Source organism: Pseudomonas sp. S3(2024) (assembly GCF_036861315.1).
Lineage (GTDB): Bacteria > Pseudomonadota > Gammaproteobacteria > Pseudomonadales > Pseudomonadaceae > Aquipseudomonas > Aquipseudomonas putida_A.
Genome location: NZ_JAZAQQ010000001.1, coordinates 481,746 through 497,554 on the forward strand (window position 1 = coordinate 481,746; position 15,809 = coordinate 497,554).

Sequence of the window (15,809 nt, forward strand, 5' to 3'; positions counted from 1 at the left end):
CATTGTGGGAGCGGGCTTGCTCGCGAAAGCGGTCTGTCATTAACAGGTGTGTTGGCTGACACGACGCCTTCGCGAGCAAGCCCGCTCCCACAGGTATTGCGGGTTACTTCTCGACGAATGCACGCTCGATCAGGTAGTCACCCGGCTCGCGCATACGCGCCGAGATCTTCAGGCCGAAGCTGTCGAGCACTTCGCTGGTCTCGTCGAGCATGCTCGGGCTGCCGCAGATCATTGCGCGGTCGTCCTGCGGGTTGATCGGTGGCAGACCGATGTCGCTGAACAGCTTGCCGCTGCGCATCAGGTCGGTCAGACGGCCCTGGTTCTCAAACGGCTCGCGGGTCACGGTCGGGTAGTAGATCAGCTTGTCACGCAGCGCTTCACCGAAGAACTCGTTCTGCGGCAGGTGCTCGGTGATGAATTCGCGGTAGGCGACTTCGTTGACGTAGCGTACGCCGTGCACCAGGATCACTTTTTCAAAGCGCTCGTAGGTTTCCGGGTCCTGGATCACGCTCATGAACGGCGCCAGACCGGTGCCGGTGCTCAGCAGATACAGATGCTTGCCCGGGTTCAGGTCGTCCAGCACCAGGGTGCCGGTAGGCTTCTTCGAGATGATGATCTCGTCGCCTTCCTTCAGGTGCTGCAGCTGCGAGGTCAGCGGACCATCAGGCACTTTGATGCTGAAGAACTCGAGATGCTCTTCCCAGTTCGGGCTGGCGATCGAGTAAGCGCGCATAAGCGGGCGGCCGTTTGGCTGTTGCAGGCCGATCATCACGAACTGACCGTTCTCGAAGCGCAGGCCCGGATCGCGGGTGCACTTGAAGCTGAACAGAGTGTCGTTCCAGTGGTGAACACTGAGGACACGCTCGTGGTTCATGTTGCTCATGTACGTGGGACTCCTGGATATTGGGTCTGCGCTCGCCTTTGCGGCCAACAGTGCGCAATTGCATCGCATTCTAATAGCGACGACAATATCTGTTAACTGGATTATTAAGATAAGGGTTATCGGTTATATCGATATGCGATTTACTCTTCGTCAACTGCAAGTCTTCGTCGCCGTCGCCCAGCAGGAAAGCGTATCCCGTGCTGCGGGTCTGCTCAACCTCTCGCAGTCGGCGGCGAGCACCTCGATCACCGAACTGGAGCGCCAGTCCAGCTGCCAGCTGTTCGATCGCGCCGGCAAACGCCTGAGCCTGAACGCCCTCGGTAAACAGCTGTTGCCGCAAGCGGTGGCACTGCTCGACCAGTCCAAGGAAATCGAAGACCTGCTCAACGGCAAATCCGGTTTCGGCTCACTCTCGGTGGGCGCCACCCTGACCATCGGCAATTACCTGGCGACCCTGCTGATCGGCGGCTTCATGCAGCGCCATCCGGAAAGCCAGGTAAAACTGCACGTACAGAACACTGCCAATATCGTGCATCAAGTCGCTCATTACGAAATTGATCTGGGTCTAATCGAAGGCGACTGCAGCCATCCGGACATCGAAGTGCAGAGCTGGGTGGAAGATGAACTGGTGGTGTTTTGCGCGCCGCAGCACCCACTGGCCAAACGTGGCAGCGCGACCATGGAAGAGTTGACGCACGAAGCGTGGATTCTGCGTGAACAGGGTTCCGGCACGCGCCTGACCTTTGATCAGGCCATGCGGCACCATCGCAGTGCGCTGAATATCCGCCTGGAGCTGGAGCACACCGAAGCGATCAAACGCGCGGTGGAATCAGGGTTGGGGATTGGCTGTATTTCGCGGCTGGCGCTGCGTGATGCGTTTCGACGCGGTAGCCTGGTGGCGGTGGAAACCCCGGATCTGGACCTGGCCCGGCAGTTCTACTTCATCTGGCACAAGCAGAAATACCAGACTTCGGCCATGCGCGAGTTTCTCGATCTGTGCCGCGCCTTCACCGCCGGGGTGCAGCGCAGCGACGAGATCGTCTTGCCGAGTATCGCTTAAAGCAGAATCACCGCCCACACCAGGGCAATCATGCTCAGGGCCACGAATTGCGCGGCGCTGCCCATGTCCTTGGCGTTCTTCGACAGCGGGTGCAGTTCCAGGGAAATGCGGTCAATCGCCGCTTCTACCGCCGAGTTCAGCAACTCGACGATCAGCGCCAGCAGGCACACGGCGATCAGCAGTGCCTGTTCGACGCGACTGACATTCAGGAAGAACGTCAGCGGAATCAGCACCACATTGAGCAGCACCAGTTGGCGAAATGCGGCTTCGCCGGTGAAGGCTGCGCGCAGGCCGTCCAGCGAGTAACCGGATGCGTTGAGGATGCGTTTCAGGCCGGTCTGGCCCTTGAAAGGTGACATAACGTAAAAACCAACCAGAAAGGAGTGGGAAAGCTAGAGCAACAAAAGTCAAAAAAGCGTGAAGACGCCAGCCTTTATTGGCTCGGAATTGACTCAAGTTGTTGCAGAAGTAATGCCGCCTGAGTCCGGGTGCGCACATTCAACTTGCGAAAGATCGCCGTGACGTGGGCCTTGATGGTCGCTTCGGACACGCTCAACTCGTAGGCAATCTGCTTGTTCAGCAGGCCTTCACAGACCATGGTCAGTACGCGGAACTGCTGCGGGGTGAGACTGGCCAGGCCGTCGCTGGCGGCTTTGGCTTCATCGGAGACACTGACGGCTTCGAATGCCTGCGGGGGCCAGAACACATCGCCATCGAGCACCTTGCGCACAGCTTGCTGAATCACATTCAGGTCGCTGGACTTGGGAATGAAGCCACTGGCGCCGAACTCCCGGGACTTGACCATGACCGAAGCCTCTTCCTGGGCCGAGACCATCACCACCGGAATCTGCGGGTACTGCCCGCGCAGCATGACCAGACCGGAAAACCCGAACGCGCCGGGCATGTTCAGGTCCAGCAGGACCAGATCCCAGTCGGATTTTTCGGTCAGGCGCGCTTCCAGCTCGGCGATGCTCGCCACCTCCACCAGTCGCACATCCGGGCCAAGGCCCAGTGTCACCGCTTGATGCAGCGCGCTACGAAACAGAGGGTGATCATCGGCAATCAGGATGTCGTATGTGGCCATTTTTCAAATGATCCTGTTTTTTGATGGCAGACCCGACGCATTCGGGCCTCGCCAAAGCAACTCGAGATACCGCCGCACAGCGCTATCCACAGGGGCACGTTCAACGCCAATCACGAGCAAACACGGCGTTTCAAACCCTGGCCGCACCCCAATCGGCGCCAAGCATGCCCAGCGTAGCCGGGGTGGTCAAGCAGCACGGCCGCCGCTGGGTGAAGTATGGGCCACTATCGGGCCAACACCGCTTGCGGCTTTCGTATATAAGGCAAGAGCTCGGCGTGGGCCGGAGTCGACTCGTTGAGCGGCAACTGTTGTTTGGCGCCCAGATAATGCTGGCTGAACACATCGAAGTAAGCGTCCAGCGCCGACGCTGCATCGCTGTCCCCGGCCAGTTCCAGGCACAAAGCCGCGACTTCGGCGGTGCACAGGTGCTCGCTGCGGGTCGAGCGGCGCAGGCGATAACGCGAGAGTCTGTCGGGCAGCAGGCTGAGAATCGGCAAACGGTCGAAGTACGGACTCTTGCGGAAAATCTTGCGCGCCTCGGTCCAGGTCGCATCCAGCAGGATGAACAACGGACGCTTGCTGCTATCGGGCACGACGGTGTTGGTCACCCGCGACGGTTCTACATATTCGCCGGGAAATACAAGGTACGGCTGCCATTGCGGGTCGTTGAGCAGCGCCAGCATCCGCGGGTCGGGTTCGGTGCGCGACCAGATGAACGCGTGGTTGTCGCGCACCACATCGGCGATCAACCAGCCGGTGTTGCTCGGCTTGAACACTTCCTTGCCGGTCATGATCAGACACACACCGGAACGGCTTTCGACGGTCGGCCGCCAGGCGCACAGGCAGTGGCTGATGATCACCCGGCAGTCGCGGCAACGCTCGGAGCGAAAACCACGGGCCTGAATCGGCTTGATACCTTCGTCCTCGCGCTGGTCACGCAAGCGGGCTACGGCGTTGGGGGCATGATGGATCACGGGCAACGCCTTATGGCAGGAAAACTCGACACACACAGCACTCGGCAAGGCAATAAAGGCCGGCAGTTTACCAGAGCGACGAGCGCAAACCTGTACCGTCCCGACCGGCTCCCCTATAATCCGGCGCCACTGAACGCACAGCCACGGGGCTGGTCGAACCACCAGTCACTGAATCAGGAGAGTTTCATGCTGCGCCTTATCGTTCCTACCGCGGCCATCGCACTGGCGTTGTCCTTCAGCGCACAAGCGGCGTCCTTGAAAGAGCAGAATCTGAACAAAGAACTGCGCAACATCGCCGAGCAAAGCAGCGTCGGCACGCCGCGGGCGATCAATGAAGACATTCTCGATCAGGGCTACACCGTTGAGGGCGTTACCCTGATCAACCACCTGAGCGTCCAGGCCAGCCACGCCGAAAAGATGCGCGCTGACCCAAAAGCCGTGTATTTCCAGCTGGGTGCTTCGGTGTGCAATAACCCGTCGTACCGCAAGCTGATGGCCAAGGGTGCGATCATGCGTTACGACTTCAGTGAATATAAAACCAACAAGGCCATCGGCTCGGCCAGCTACCAGGATTCCGATTGCCCGAAAGCTGCCCCGGCGAAGAAGAAGTAATCATCGGGTATTGGCGCGCCGTTGTTCATCCTCGGCGCGCAATTCGGCCACCAGGGCCTGCAAGTAGCGAGAACGTCGTTCTCCACCTGCCAACCGACGGCAGCACTCCTCTTCGAGACTCACTTGATTGGTCTCGGCTGATGCTTTCAGCATCCGATACAACTGCGTATCGATTTCCAGAACCACTCTGGCCATCTCTCCCGCCTCCATGCCTGCTACCCGCGAATCCTTGAAAAACGCGCACCCTGCGTACGATTGCTGACTCAAAGCTGTCGTACAGTGCCTGTAGGTTAGTAAATCAGAGTGATTGCTCTACGGCGTACCTTCGGACGAGTGGTGAATATTCATTTCCAATAAACCCGCAACGGTTGCCAGCAAAGCCTGCGCGGCGTAAAGATCAACTCAGCGCAATGGCTCGCAAGGGTCTAGATTCAAAGTATTCCCGATCACCTGTTCACGGCAGAAAAAGGAGCTGCCGAGTGTGTGTTTTTGCAGCGCGGCACTGACGCCGCACGTCAGGGCCACCCGCTCTGTGCAGAAGGAGACGTTGAATGCCTTACCAACCGAATGACCTGCTCAGCCGACATTTTCAGGAAAGCGGCCCCGACCTCATCAGCAAGGTCGAAGAACAGCTCAAGCAGATTTCCCCCGACAGCCCGAACCTGCCGATTTATCGCGACATGATCCTGACCGTGCTGCGCATGGCCCAAGAGGATCACAACCGCTGGAACGCCAAGATCACCCTGCAGGCCCTGCGTGAACTGGAGCAGGCGTTCCGGGTGCTGGAACAATTCAAGGGACGACGCAAAGTCACGGTATTCGGCTCGGCGCGCACGCCGGTCGAGCACCCCCTGTATGCAATGGCGCGTGAACTCGGCGCGGCCCTGACGCGATCAGACATGATGGTCATCACCGGTGCGGGTGGCGGGATCATGGCCGCCGCGCACGAAGGCGCCGGGCGTGACCACAGCCTCGGGTTCAACATCACCCTGCCCTTCGAGCAGCATGCCAACCCGACTGTGGACGGCACCGGCAATCTGCTGCCGTTCCATTTTTTCTTCACCCGCAAACTGTTCTTCGTCAAGGAAGCCGATGCGCTGGTGCTGTGCCCTGGCGGGTTCGGCACCCTGGACGAGGCACTGGAAGTACTGACGCTGATCCAGACCGGCAAAAGCCCGTTGGTGCCGGTGGTGTTGCTGGATGCGCCGGGCGGAACATTCTGGCAAGGCGCGCTGGATTTCATTCGCCAGCAGCTCGAAGTGAACCACTACATCCTGCCCACCGACCTGAAATTGATGCGTCTGGTCTATAACGTCGATGAGGCGGTGGAGCAGATCAACCAGTTCTACAGCAACTTCCACTCCAGTCGCTGGCTCAAGCGTCAGTTCGTGATTCGTATGCATCACAAGCTCAGTGACGTGGCGATGGCGCATATGCAGGAGGCTTTCGCCGATCTGTGCCTGAGTGACCAGTTCCATCAACACGCTTACAGCGGCGAGGAACATGACGAAGCGCAGTACAGCCACCTGGTGCGGTTGGCTTTCGCGTTCAATGCCCGAAATCATGGCCGTCTCAGGGAACTGGTGGATTACATCAACCTCCCCGAAAACTGGGCTCACACCCAACCGCAGACCGCCCAACGTGCACGTGAGCCATCAAAGGTAATTTGAAGGCAAAAAAAAACGGCCCGCTATTTTCATAGCGGGCCGTTTCTATTTAAACCGATTTAATCGTCCATGCCTCTGCCGCTGAACAAGCGGTTGATCATCTCCATCGAAAACCCCCGATAGGCGAGGAAACGGCCTTGCTTGGCGCGTTCCTTGGCATCAATCGGCAAGTGTCCGGAGAACTTGCGTTGCCACGTCTCGCGAAGCTGCTCCTGCCAGTCGATACCGCTTTCACGCAGAGCGAGCTCGATATCGGCACGTTGCAAACCCCGTTGGCCCAGCTCTTCACGAATGCGCAAAGGGCCATAGCCGGAACGGGCACGGTAGGAAACAAAGCTTTCAAGGTAACGGGCTTCGGAAAGCAGCCCCTCTTCCGTCAACCGGTCGAGGGCTGTTTCTATCATTTCCGCCTCGGCGCCGCGCTGACGCAGTTTACGCGTCAGTTCGACTCGACCGTGCTCGCGTCGAGCGAGCAGGTCCATGGCGGTTCGCCGCACCGCGACGAGGGTATCGAGTACAGCGGTGGTCATCGCTGCGATCAGATATCAGCGTCAGCCAGGTCGTCTTCGGTCTCTTTGACCGCAGAAGCCTTGGAATCGGCGATCACCGCTGGCGACAGCAGTTTGTCACGCAGCTGCTTCTCGAGCTTGGCAGCGACTTCCGGGTTGTCTGCCAGGAACTTGGCCGAGTTGGCCTTGCCCTGACCGATCTTGGTGCCTTCATAGGCATACCAGGCGCCGGATTTCTCGACGAAACCATGCAGCACGCCCAGGTCGATCATCTCGCCATTGAGGTAGATGCCCTTGCCGTAAAGAATCTGGAACTCAGCCTGACGGAACGGCGAAGCCACCTTGTTCTTCACAACCTTGACGCGGGTTTCGCTGCCGACCACTTCGTCGCCTTCCTTCACCGCGCCGGTACGGCGGATGTCGAGACGGACCGAGGCGTAGAACTTCAGCGCGTTACCACCGGTGGTGGTTTCCGGGCTGCCGAACATCACGCCGATCTTCATGCGGATCTGGTTGATGAAGATCACCAGGCAGTTGGCGTTCTTGATGTTACCGGTGATTTTACGCAGCGCCTGGGACATCAGACGGGCTTGCAGGCCCACGTGCATGTCACCCATTTCGCCTTCGATTTCAGCCTTCGGTACCAGTGCCGCCACCGAGTCGACGATGATCACGTCTACTGCGTTGGAGCGCACCAGCATGTCGGTGATTTCCAGTGCCTGTTCGCCGGTGTCCGGCTGGGACACCAGCAGGTCGTCGACGTTGACGCCCAGCTTGCCGGCGTATTCAGGATCGAGAGCGTGTTCGGCGTCGACGAAAGCGCAGGTCGCGCCGGCTTTTTGAGCCTGGGCGATCACGGACAGTGTCAGTGTGGTTTTACCGGAAGATTCAGGACCGTAGATTTCAACGATACGGCCTTTTGGCAGACCGCCGATGCCGAGTGCGATGTCCAGACCCAGAGAGCCGGTGGAGATAGCCGGGATCGCCTGACGGTCCTGATCGCCCATACGCATTACGGCACCCTTGCCGAATTGACGTTCGATCTGACCCAGGGCCGCAGCCAAGGCTTTCTTCTTGTTGTCGTCCATTAAAGTCCTCACGTAATCAATAAGGCCTGACGGCCAACACCTGTATAAGTAGCCAGTATTATTCCACAGCGTTCGCGGATCGCCTACCCCTGATTTTCGATTTCTCGTGCCGCTAGTCGCAACAGCCCCTCTAGCGCGGCCTTCACCGTTTGTCGGCGGACTTCATCGCGGTTGCCGGGGAAGTGCTGAACCTCACTGGAAACCGCATCGCCCACGCCCCAGGCCAGCCACACCGTGCCCACCGGTTTGTTCGGTGTACCGCCATCGGGCCCCGCCACGCCGCTGACCGCCACGGCAAACCGCGCCAGACTGTGCTTCTGCGCACCACGCACCATCGCCTCGACGACTTCGCGACTGACCGCACCCACCGTGCCGAACAATTCGACGGGGACATTCAGTTGCCGGGTCTTCTGCCGGTTGGAGTAGGTCACGTAACCGGCCTCGAACCACGCCGAGCTCCCCGGAATCCGCGTGATCGCTTCAGCAATCCCGCCACCGGTACACGACTCGGCCGTGGTGACGTGGGCGTTGAGCAACTGCAAACGTCGGCCGAGCTCGGCAGCCAGTTGAGTGATCTCTTTCACGGTGCGCTCCGGATCGGGTGGAATGACTACCACCGTACACGACCCGGTTGCGCTTTCAATACACAGACTCATTCAAAATGTTCGGGCGCCAGCGCTCTGACATAGGCCTGGCAGGCCTGCAAGGCAATCAGTCCGCGGTCGCCGGTGTCGGTGATGGCGATAATTCGTTGAGCATGCGCCGGGTCAAGTCGGGCGCGTACGGCTGCATGATCCACGCCGCCGGGGCCGGGGCCGGTGGCGGCTGGCACCCCGCAGCCTTGGGCAGCGTCGCCGGCGTCGATGAGGACTGACAGGCGCAAATCAGCAGTGGCAAGACGATCGCGCAGGCGATCCTGATCACGTTGGGCATCACTGAGTGCTCGATAGTGGGTTTGTTCACTGGCCGCGAGGCGTTGCTCAAGGGCCAGACGTTTATCCTGCTCGACCTGCTGCGCGCTGGCTGCGGCCACATTCAGCTGATTGAGAGTGTCGGCGTTTAACCGCGCCTGCTCCGCGAGTTGTCGCCCGTAACGCCAGTCCTGAAACTGCCAGGCCAGCGCAGCGCCTCCCAAGGTCAGTAACAAAAAGCCGGTTAAACGCCAGGAGACGGACATAGCACCGCCCTCGCCCGCGTCCAGATGTCGAGCCGATCCTGCAGGCCATTCAACCCGCCGTTGATTCGGCGGGTGATGCTGTTGAACTGATCGCGGTCGGCCAGATCGTTCAGGCCGTTCTGTTCCCAGAACCATGCCGCCGATTCCGCTGCCCATTGCGGTTGCTCAAGCAATTCCGGCAAGGACAGCAGACGTTCATCGCCGAACAGGCCGAGACTGCACTGCCGATAGTTGCTGCGCCCGGTGATCTGGATCAGCCCGCGACCGCGGTATTTCTGCCCGTCGCCGTCGGCCTCGGGCGTGTTGCCCAGACGTAACGCCAGCGTGCCAGTGTCGTATTTGCTCAGGTACTGGTTGTTGCCCAGCTCGCGCACGTATTGCAACTGGCCCGACTCGTGACCGATCTGCGCAAGAAACGCAGCGATACGTTTGGGCGTGTCGATATGGCGGCGATTCATTGCGTTATTCAGTGCAGAAACAAAAACGCCCGCTTGGGAGCGGGCGTTGGGCATGATGGTTTTAAGGTTGTCTTCGGTTATTTGCATAATGCGTAATCCTCCCTGGATGCTCCGATTGAATCATGGATAAGAGCGAATGCTTGCCAGCCATTTTTTTCCGGAGTTTTCAGGCAATAGTGGCTTTAATCAGTTGCTACTGTTTCATCCTGCAGCAGCCAACCACCCCGGAGCCACCGGTCGGTGCTCGCTGAACGGAAAGAATGATCCTTGCGGCCAGTCTCGCAGCGCACGACGATAAGCCTGCAATTGAGCGTACTGCTCGGTGGTCAACGTGGTGCCGTCGCCATCCTCAAGTTCATCCCGGTCGCGCGCCACCAACCAGTCAGAGGCGACCAATTGTGCCGTGCGCCAAGAGCGCTCGGCTGCAGCGGCTTCATCCGACGAGGGCGGCGGCGGGTCAACCAGAATCGGAAAACCATTGTCGGCACGCACACCAATCATTTTTGGAGTGACTGCCAGCTGCTGCAGCAGGGAAATCCAATAGCCCTGAGGAATTTCAATAACGTCGTCAGGGATGTCCGACGAGTTGATACCCGGCACATATGCGCTGCACGTGCTGGCGCTGAACAAAACATTGAAAGTGTTCATTTAATAACCCTTTGCAAAATAGTTCACGGACCAACCCACACTCACTTGACCGGCAGAATTACGGATTTTCAGCGTGCAGCCCTGCTGGCTGAACGCGGTCACTGCGACCATCGCCGCGTCGCCCCCCGAATGGGTTGCCACAACTGAGAAGTAGCCTCGCGGAAACGGGATCGGAAATGTCACATACACATTACCGTCAGCATTCGATACTCCCGAGCCCCACTGATCGATATTCCCACTGGCGTGTTTCTGATACCCAGGGTTACTCACAAGCCCGGAGAACAGCGCGGCATATTTCAGGCTTGCCGTTCCATAAACCGTCCAGATGCCGCTCTCTTTGACAAAGTTGGCACTTTCTCCGCTGTTCATCACAATCGAAGTCAAATAGGAGCCTTGTGGACTGATCTGTGCTCCGGCTTTGCTGGCAACGGTGACCGGGGCACTGTTGCGACAGTGCAGGCCAATCGTCGCGCCATCCGGTACTGAGGCTGCGTCAGGTAAGGTAACGGTATAGGCAATTGTTCCTCCCATTCCGATCGTGCAACCGATATCAGCGACCGACAGTTGCGTTGCGGTGGATATTCCACGTGCACTTGCGTAACTGCCCAATGCACGTTGAACAAACTCAGCAGTGGCTACTGACCGACCTTTATCAAACTGGGGAGCGGTCAAAAACAGCGCTGGACTGCGAAGTGCGCCAAGCAGTTGATCATTGGCCGCCTCATCCGGCGTAATACCCGCTGCCTGCACGACACTCAAAATCTCCTGCGTTACTCCATTGCCCCACACGGCGGGAATCAACGAACCCGGCGCTCCGCTTGTAGGGTTTTCATCCACGAACCTGCCGTTGACCAGTCCGATATTGGGCACACTCTTTGGATAATCCATTTTTGTCTCCGGCTATTACTGAGTCGACGCCGAGTCGCGCACACAACCTGTCCTGTCCCTTGAACGCATTTGCAATAAGCAAATTTCATTGGCGACTTGCATACAGTTTCCAGGCCTGACGCACTCGGCTCCTGCACAAAAGCATTCAATCAGGCTGCGGTGGCCAATCGATCGCACGAGGGAAAGTGGGCTGAGTTTCGACCCTGGAAAGCAGTACCCGGTACTTTCTCCAAAGATCCAGTTGTGCCTGAGTCGTTGGCAATTGCGTGACTTCTGCGTCCGTTGCCATGCCCAGTGCCACGGAGTCCTGAAGCGTGTTCACGTCACCCTGCAACTTCGTGATCATCGACGAGGCCAATGCTGAAAGTCCGGAGGATTTCATTCGTACTGCATTTTTCAGTGACTCTTGATCAGGTTCGGCGATGTCGCCGTATTCCAGCGTAATCGCTCGTTCAAACAACTCTCGACCGTGAGGTTCAGGATCTTTCGGGGAAGCCGTAAATGGCACTTCACCCAATGAGTCCCTGGTCTCTTCGAAGGTAACCAACAGGTTTAGCGAGGTATGTTCCACGTCGTTCCAGCAAGGCTGACGTGCACTCAGAATTGTCATCATTTCAATAAACTCTCAGGCATAGAGTGGTGGAGTCCGGACTGGCACCGTCCGCGTTTCGGATAGCGCCCATAATTCGCCAAGTGCCGGCAGGTGCTCCGCCCCAGGCAGTACCGTCGGTGGCCGTGAACCGGCAATTGACACCGGCAGCGAGCCCCCCCGTGCCTGTAGCACCACCACCGCCAACGACCAGCAAGGCATAAGAGCCGACCACCCCGGCCTCTGCGGTCGATTGCGCGGCAACCGCTTTGGGATTACCGATACCATCGGTCCAGATGCTACCCAGATCGGTAGCATCGACCTGTGCGCGCAGAGAAGTACCATCAGCCGCCCAACCAATCATTACCGTATTGGTCGACTGGAAGTTTCCGCCGCCTTGGCGAACCGGCGTAAACCCGAGACGAGGTTGCAGCAGATAAACACCGTTATCGGAAGTCCGCCGCATATAGGGCTGATTCGGGTCGTTACTGGCAAACCCTGCCCAAGTAATGCCATCACTCAGAACTCGAGCATTGACTTGTCCGGTGATCTCGGCACGGGTCATGCCATCTGTGATGCCATAGCCAGCCAGTGTCGAGGCAGTTTTCGCCAGCATCACAACTTCGTTGTTGTTTTTGTTTCGCATATACGGCGAAGCGGAACTACCACCTGCAAAACCGGCCACCGAACACGCATCCGAACCGATCTTGGCGTCCAGCAAGGCATTTGTTGCCCCCTTGCTGTAAACGTCCGACACGTTGGCCTTGGTGCCTGGATCAAAGTTGGCCGAGCACCACAGGTTGCCAAAACTCGTGGCATCTACCTGGATCAGGATGTTCTTGCCATCCCAGCCAATGGAGACCGAATTGCCAAGTTGCCCGGCACCAGTGCCTTGTTTCACAAAGGCACTATTGGCAGCCACTTTGGTATAAGCATCCGCAATTCCGTATCCATCAAGCGTGGTCGGATTAGAGCCGGCAGTCACCTGCCCGCGTGCATTGACCGTGACCTTGCGGTATTCGCCGGATGCAACCCCGGTGCAACCCGCCAGTAATTCAAACGTCAGCGCCGTGGTTCCGACCTTGATTGGACCCGGCGTGGTCAGTTGCCAAAGACGGGACTTGTTCACTACGCCGTCATCGGTCGCAATGATAAAACTGCTGGTCACTTGATAGTCTTGAGCCGCATCCACTGCACGCGACCATGAGCCGACAGCCACCACGTAAACACCATTTTGCGACGCATTGGGCTGATCCTTGACCAGCACTCGATCGGCTACGGCAAGTTGTACTCCGTCGATGTCTTGCAAGCCGCTGAGGGCAATCGCTCCCGTTGTCGCGACCCGCACCGAGTTTTTGAAATCATGCGCAGCAAAACTCTGGATGGCCTCCAGCAACTGCGTTGAAACATCTTCCTGTGGCTCCATCCCCGCCGCTTTGATCACGTTCAGGATCTCTTGCGTAACGGCATTGCCCCAGGTCGCCGGGATCAACGACCCCGGTGTTCCCGCCACCGGGTTTTCGTCCACAAACTGTCCATTCACCAGCCCGACACCGGGGGTGTTTCTTGGGTAATCCATACTTCTAACCTCTATTCATAGTTGATGTGCACGTGGGTATGCGCAGGTGCACTTCGGTGGATAAGGCATTCCAGGGCACTTCCCGGGTTCACGCCAAAGCGCTCGCCCCAGTAACTGGCGCCAAAACGGCGGCCGATGAATTGCCGCCCGCCGGTATTGAGGGTCCACATGAACTGCGCCTGCCAACTGCCAAAGTGCCCGATACCAAAACGTGAGCGCCCCATTCGCGGCGCCCTCAACTCAGTAACACTGGCGTTGGGGTAGCCTTGACTTCGGGCAATTTCAACGAAATAGCCAATGGTCTGGCTGCCGACTGCGAGCAATCGTCGGCGCACGGCCAGACGCCGATCGTCAAACAACGGTTTCTGTCCCAGGCAGGGGTCAGGCAAATTCATTACCCGCTCCCAGTCCGGTACCAGCTCGCTGACTCCGGCAGGATCCATTTCGTTCTGCAGGTCAACGGCGCGGGCGTCCAGGCGTGCCAGCTCCTGAGAAATGCCCTCAAGCACTGCATCCAGTTCTGGTACTCGCTCTGGATCCCAGGCCGGACCACTCGGCATTAAGTTGCGCAACTGGGCCTGATATTGCGCCGGAGTTCTTATGCCTCCCATACGCAGCCCCCGAAGGTCAACAATTGGTTGGCGGTTGGTACGACATTGCCGACGGGAGCAAACAGTTGGTGGTCGTATTCGCCGGTGGCACTGCTGATTGCTTCGCGGATGTGACTTTGCAGCAAGGTCTCGCCCAGACCGGCTTCCCGGTTGTGCAAGTCGCGCAGCTGCGCTTCCACAGCCGCGCGCACGGCGCTGGTATCCGGGTTCAAGCGCATTTTGTAGGTGACGGAGACTTGCTCCGGTGCCAGCACGTGCAACTCGGCTGTTACCGGACGCAACGGATCGATATAGGCCTGAACTTCGGCCAGTTGTTCATCCCCGGGAATCGGCTGGGGATCGTCATCGCGCATGATGAACAGGCTGACAATGCCCAAACCACCATCCCCGCCACGACACCAGGCCCGCGTCACACCCGGCACTTCCAGCGCCCAGGTTTCGTAGTCGCTGGCCGAACCGCCGTGGGGGATCACGCGATAAGAGCGGATCACCCGCGAGCGCAACGACTCCAGGCTTTCTCGCGCCACGCCACCACTGAGGCCGGGCGCGAGCACCACAAAACTGTTGCCGACTACACCGGCGATCGGCTGCACCGGGTTCAGCGCCAGACCGTCGTCGGCATTACCGAGGCTGCCAGCGTCGAGCGCAGCAATCGTGGTGGTGTTGCTGCCATTGACGGTGGTGCGCGCGGCGGTGACTTTGTAGGTACGGCCATCGCTCGCTTGCAGCAGCGTGTCGACATCCAGCACCGCACCGGCGGTCGCGGTAAAACTGACGCTGCCGGTGGCGACTTGCGCCGGTTTGCGTGGCTGGTTCAGGCGCAGCGCGGCGATGCGTTCCAGGGTCGATTCGTCGGCCTTGTCCGGCAGGATCTGCTCGGCGATCCAGTCGAGATAACCGTACAGACCATAAGCCGCGCCACCGAGTGTGCGGGCCAACACTTGCGCATCGGACTGGCGCAGCGAATCGCCGGCCAGGTCGCTTTGGGTGCGCTTGATCAGCACCGGCAGCGAAGGGGTTTCAAACGGCATAGATCACCTGCCAACTGTTATCGGGGTTGATGTCCAGACGTTCGCCATCGGCCAGGGTCAGGACCGTGCGCAGGTTCAGGCGCTGGGCGTCGAGGCGTTCGCTGATGATGTCGATGGCGCTGCAGTGGCCGTCGTCGATCAGCCATTGCAGGGCTTCGCGGGCATAGAACTCGGCGTCCATCTGGGTCTGTCGGGTCAGCTTGACCCGACGCAAAAGCCACAGCCGCGAACCGATGCGATCGTCGGCGACGGTGGGAAAGCTGTCGCCCCACCAGCCGAAGCGCTCCTCGTCGTCGAGGGCGTCGTCATCGGCGGCGCGGCGCCAGGTGAACAGGCTGATGAGCACGGCGCGGGTCAGTGCGGCGTGGAGGTTCTGGCTGACAAGCATTATTTGCCTCCTGCCGGCGCACCGGTCTGGCCGCTACCGGCCTGCACGCCGACGTGCACGTGTTTGATCTGGCTGATGCCGCCGGCGAGTTGGTCGCCGGTGGAAACGATCTTGCCGGTCTGGTTGATCACCGGCGTGTCGAAGTTCACCGCGCTGCTGGCGCGGATGTTCAGGGTGGCGGTTTCGATGTCGATGATCCGCCCGCGCTTGAAGTGAATTTTGTCGCCCTCGTCGGTGTAGATCGCCACTTCGCCAGAGGCCAGCGACTGCAAGCGATAGCGGCGGTCGGCGACCACCAGGGCGATGGCGTGGGAACGGTCACCGCCGAGAAACGTGACGATGCCTTCGGCGCCGGCCAGCGGGTTGCTGGTGAAACCATAGGGTTCGAAGTGCTCCATGTCGTCGTTCACCTCGCCGGCGGTGAGGCGCATTTGCAGCGATTGCAGCTTGGATGCCGAATGGGCGAGCACGACAGTGCCGCGCGCCAGCAGGCGTGTCAGTAGGCTCATGAATTGTCCTCAGGGAGCAGACCCGACACGGACAAAATGTGGGAGCGGGCTTGC

The 15,809-nt window shown here is 59.1% G+C and carries 21 protein-coding genes; 3 read left to right on the forward strand and 18 right to left on the reverse strand.

The genetic code is table 11. The features are described 5' to 3' along the window. Positions 1 to 103 precede the first annotated feature (103 nt). Entirely contained in the window at positions 104 to 883 is a 780-nt protein-coding gene (gene fpr, locus VLA07_RS02290) for a ferredoxin-NADP reductase (RefSeq protein ID WP_003222277.1), read from the reverse strand. A gap of 133 nt (positions 884 to 1,016) precedes the next feature. Between fpr and VLA07_RS02295 the strand changes: the two genes are divergently transcribed. Beyond that, the gene (locus VLA07_RS02295) at positions 1,017 to 1,943 is read left to right on the forward strand and encodes a LysR family transcriptional regulator (protein ID WP_007964377.1); all 927 of its coding nucleotides are present in this window, start codon (positions 1,017 to 1,019) and stop codon (positions 1,941 to 1,943) included. Here the strand turns inward: VLA07_RS02295 and VLA07_RS02300 are convergent. The 3 genes from VLA07_RS02300 to VLA07_RS02310 form a co-directional block, all read right to left on the reverse strand. Beyond that, a complete protein-coding gene (locus tag VLA07_RS02300; protein WP_003222276.1) occupies positions 1,940 to 2,302 on the reverse strand; it encodes a diacylglycerol kinase in 363 nt (120 codons plus the stop codon). The genes VLA07_RS02295 and VLA07_RS02300 overlap by 4 nt on opposite strands. A 74-nt stretch (positions 2,303 to 2,376) precedes the next feature. Next, the gene (gene erdR / locus VLA07_RS02305) at positions 2,377 to 3,027 is read right to left on the reverse strand and encodes a response regulator transcription factor ErdR (RefSeq protein ID WP_027611090.1); all 651 of its coding nucleotides are present in this window, start codon (positions 3,025 to 3,027) and stop codon (positions 2,377 to 2,379) included. Positions 3,028 to 3,251: 224 nt separating this feature from the next. After that, positions 3,252 to 3,998: a tRNA-uridine aminocarboxypropyltransferase gene (locus VLA07_RS02310; RefSeq protein ID WP_333988506.1), complete on the reverse strand. Its 747-nt coding sequence runs from the start codon at positions 3,996 to 3,998 to the stop codon at positions 3,252 to 3,254. 189 nt (positions 3,999 to 4,187) lie between these two features. Here VLA07_RS02310 and VLA07_RS02315 point away from each other — a divergent pair, with 189 nt between their 5' ends. After that, on the forward strand, positions 4,188 to 4,613 hold the full coding sequence (locus VLA07_RS02315) for a PA3611 family quorum-sensing-regulated virulence factor (RefSeq protein WP_027611088.1): 426 nt from the start codon (positions 4,188 to 4,190) through the stop codon (positions 4,611 to 4,613). Here the strand turns inward: VLA07_RS02315 and VLA07_RS02320 are convergent, their stop codons facing one another. Then, the gene (locus VLA07_RS02320) at positions 4,614 to 4,808 is read right to left on the reverse strand and encodes a hypothetical protein (RefSeq protein ID WP_027611087.1); all 195 of its coding nucleotides are present in this window, start codon (positions 4,806 to 4,808) and stop codon (positions 4,614 to 4,616) included. 356 nt (positions 4,809 to 5,164) lie between these two features. Between VLA07_RS02320 and VLA07_RS02325 the strand changes: the two genes are divergently transcribed. After that, positions 5,165 to 6,283, forward strand: coding sequence for a TIGR00730 family Rossman fold protein (locus VLA07_RS02325; RefSeq protein ID WP_333988339.1), 1,119 nt, complete (start codon positions 5,165 to 5,167; stop codon positions 6,281 to 6,283). A gap of 56 nt (positions 6,284 to 6,339) precedes the next feature. On the opposite strand, the gene recX is transcribed toward VLA07_RS02325, so the two are convergent. From recX to VLA07_RS02390, 13 genes are all read right to left on the reverse strand, one after another. Then, the gene (gene recX, locus VLA07_RS02330; protein ID WP_003222270.1) at positions 6,340 to 6,810 is read right to left on the reverse strand and encodes a recombination regulator RecX; all 471 of its coding nucleotides are present in this window, start codon (positions 6,808 to 6,810) and stop codon (positions 6,340 to 6,342) included. A gap of 8 nt (positions 6,811 to 6,818) precedes the next feature. Then, a complete protein-coding gene (recA, locus tag VLA07_RS02335; RefSeq protein WP_003222269.1) occupies positions 6,819 to 7,877 on the reverse strand; it encodes a recombinase RecA in 1,059 nt (352 codons plus the stop codon). An 83-nt stretch (positions 7,878 to 7,960) separates the two neighbouring features. Beyond that, a complete protein-coding gene (locus VLA07_RS02340; protein ID WP_333988340.1) occupies positions 7,961 to 8,461 on the reverse strand; it encodes a CinA family protein in 501 nt (166 codons plus the stop codon). 68 nt (positions 8,462 to 8,529) lie between these two features. Then, the gene (locus VLA07_RS02345; protein ID WP_333988341.1) at positions 8,530 to 9,054 is read right to left on the reverse strand and encodes a lysis system i-spanin subunit Rz; all 525 of its coding nucleotides are present in this window, start codon (positions 9,052 to 9,054) and stop codon (positions 8,530 to 8,532) included. Next, positions 9,033 to 9,599 (reverse strand): glycoside hydrolase family 19 protein, encoded by a 567-nt coding sequence (locus VLA07_RS02350; protein ID WP_333988342.1) that lies wholly within the window; start codon positions 9,597 to 9,599, stop codon positions 9,033 to 9,035. The genes VLA07_RS02345 and VLA07_RS02350 overlap by 22 nt, the downstream gene beginning before the upstream one ends. A gap of 114 nt (positions 9,600 to 9,713) precedes the next feature. Further along, positions 9,714 to 10,160 carry a phage tail assembly chaperone gene (locus VLA07_RS02355; RefSeq protein ID WP_247269377.1) on the reverse strand — a complete coding sequence of 149 codons (447 nt, stop codon included), beginning with the start codon at positions 10,158 to 10,160 and terminating at the stop codon, positions 9,714 to 9,716. Beyond that, entirely contained in the window at positions 10,161 to 11,048 is an 888-nt protein-coding gene (locus VLA07_RS02360) for a gp53-like domain-containing protein (protein WP_123587011.1), read from the reverse strand. 145 nt (positions 11,049 to 11,193) lie between these two features. After that, positions 11,194 to 11,661, reverse strand: a complete 468-nt coding sequence (locus VLA07_RS02365; protein WP_274621276.1) for a tail fiber assembly protein — start codon at positions 11,659 to 11,661, stop codon at positions 11,194 to 11,196. Between the two features lies 1 nt (position 11,662). Beyond that, positions 11,663 to 13,216 (reverse strand): phage tail protein, encoded by a 1,554-nt coding sequence (locus tag VLA07_RS02370; RefSeq protein ID WP_333988343.1) that lies wholly within the window; start codon positions 13,214 to 13,216, stop codon positions 11,663 to 11,665. Between the two features lie 11 nt (positions 13,217 to 13,227). Further along, complete coding sequence (locus tag VLA07_RS02375) at positions 13,228 to 13,827, reverse strand: YmfQ family protein (RefSeq protein ID WP_330206355.1); 600 nt, start codon at positions 13,825 to 13,827, stop codon at positions 13,228 to 13,230. Then, positions 13,815 to 14,858: a baseplate J/gp47 family protein gene (locus tag VLA07_RS02380; RefSeq protein ID WP_333988344.1), complete on the reverse strand. Its 1,044-nt coding sequence runs from the start codon at positions 14,856 to 14,858 to the stop codon at positions 13,815 to 13,817. The genes VLA07_RS02375 and VLA07_RS02380 overlap by 13 nt, the downstream gene beginning before the upstream one ends. Then, a complete protein-coding gene (locus VLA07_RS02385; protein ID WP_007964342.1) occupies positions 14,848 to 15,246 on the reverse strand; it encodes a phage GP46 family protein in 399 nt (132 codons plus the stop codon). The genes VLA07_RS02380 and VLA07_RS02385 overlap by 11 nt, the downstream gene beginning before the upstream one ends. Further along, positions 15,246 to 15,755 (reverse strand): phage baseplate assembly protein V, encoded by a 510-nt coding sequence (locus tag VLA07_RS02390; protein ID WP_027611071.1) that lies wholly within the window; start codon positions 15,753 to 15,755, stop codon positions 15,246 to 15,248. The genes VLA07_RS02385 and VLA07_RS02390 overlap by 1 nt, the downstream gene beginning before the upstream one ends. Positions 15,756 to 15,809: the final 54 nt, after the last annotated feature.

Coding starts and splice junctions, on each gene's coding strand:
- fpr (WP_003222277.1), bottom strand. CDS start 883: ATGAGCAACATGAACCACGAGCGTGTCCTCAGTGTTCACCACTGGAAC.
- VLA07_RS02295 (WP_007964377.1), top strand. CDS start 1,017: ATGCGATTTACTCTTCGTCAACTGCAAGTCTTCGTCGCCGTCGCCCAG.
- VLA07_RS02300 (WP_003222276.1), bottom strand. CDS start 2,302: ATGTCACCTTTCAAGGGCCAGACCGGCCTGAAACGCATCCTCAACGCA.
- erdR (WP_027611090.1), bottom strand. CDS start 3,027: ATGGCCACATACGACATCCTGATTGCCGATGATCACCCTCTGTTTCGT.
- VLA07_RS02315 (WP_027611088.1), top strand. CDS start 4,188: ATGCTGCGCCTTATCGTTCCTACCGCGGCCATCGCACTGGCGTTGTCC.
- VLA07_RS02320 (WP_027611087.1), bottom strand. CDS start 4,808: ATGGCCAGAGTGGTTCTGGAAATCGATACGCAGTTGTATCGGATGCTG.
- VLA07_RS02325 (WP_333988339.1), top strand. CDS start 5,165: ATGCCTTACCAACCGAATGACCTGCTCAGCCGACATTTTCAGGAAAGC.
- recX (WP_003222270.1), bottom strand. CDS start 6,810: ATGACCACCGCTGTACTCGATACCCTCGTCGCGGTGCGGCGAACCGCC.
- recA (WP_003222269.1), bottom strand. CDS start 7,877: ATGGACGACAACAAGAAGAAAGCCTTGGCTGCGGCCCTGGGTCAGATC.
- VLA07_RS02345 (WP_333988341.1), bottom strand. CDS start 9,054: ATGTCCGTCTCCTGGCGTTTAACCGGCTTTTTGTTACTGACCTTGGGA.
- VLA07_RS02350 (WP_333988342.1), bottom strand. CDS start 9,599: ATGCAAATAACCGAAGACAACCTTAAAACCATCATGCCCAACGCCCGC.
- VLA07_RS02355 (WP_247269377.1), bottom strand. CDS start 10,160: ATGAACACTTTCAATGTTTTGTTCAGCGCCAGCACGTGCAGCGCATAT.
- VLA07_RS02360 (WP_123587011.1), bottom strand. CDS start 11,048: ATGGATTATCCAAAGAGTGTGCCCAATATCGGACTGGTCAACGGCAGG.
- VLA07_RS02365 (WP_274621276.1), bottom strand. CDS start 11,661: ATGATGACAATTCTGAGTGCACGTCAGCCTTGCTGGAACGACGTGGAA.
- VLA07_RS02370 (WP_333988343.1), bottom strand. CDS start 13,216: ATGGATTACCCAAGAAACACCCCCGGTGTCGGGCTGGTGAATGGACAG.
- VLA07_RS02375 (WP_330206355.1), bottom strand. CDS start 13,827: ATGGGAGGCATAAGAACTCCGGCGCAATATCAGGCCCAGTTGCGCAAC.
- VLA07_RS02380 (WP_333988344.1), bottom strand. CDS start 14,858: ATGCCGTTTGAAACCCCTTCGCTGCCGGTGCTGATCAAGCGCACCCAA.
- VLA07_RS02385 (WP_007964342.1), bottom strand. CDS start 15,246: ATGCTTGTCAGCCAGAACCTCCACGCCGCACTGACCCGCGCCGTGCTC.
- VLA07_RS02390 (WP_027611071.1), bottom strand. CDS start 15,755: ATGAGCCTACTGACACGCCTGCTGGCGCGCGGCACTGTCGTGCTCGCC.